Origin of the sequence: Burkholderia sp. SIMBA_062 (assembly GCF_046534765.1) — a bacterium.
Classification (GTDB): domain Bacteria; phylum Pseudomonadota; class Gammaproteobacteria; order Burkholderiales; family Burkholderiaceae; genus Burkholderia; species Burkholderia ambifaria.
Map to the genome: position 1 here is coordinate 1 of NZ_JAWRYD010000565.1, position 241 is coordinate 241.

1 protein-coding gene is annotated in these 241 nt (G+C 62.2%); it reads left to right on the plus strand.

Annotated elements, in window-relative coordinates:
* On the plus strand, positions 1-241 hold a 241-nt coding region (locus tag SB786_RS37470; protein WP_410731745.1), incomplete at both ends, for a Na+/H+ antiporter NhaA.

Genomic DNA, 241 nt, shown 5'->3' on the forward strand with positions numbered 1-241 from the left:
GATCAACGATGGGCTGATGACCGTGTTTTTTCTTGTTGTCGGTATGGAAATCCGCCGTGAAATCCACGCAGGCTCGCTGAGCGATTTCAGGCAGGCTGCGCTACCGCTTGGTGCTGCTATGGGCGGCGTGGCGGTGCCGGCGCTCGTCTATCTCGCTGTGAATCACGGTACGGATGCGGCCCACGGATGGGCTGTGCCGACGGCGACGGACATTGCCTTTGCGGTCGGCGTGCTCGCGCTG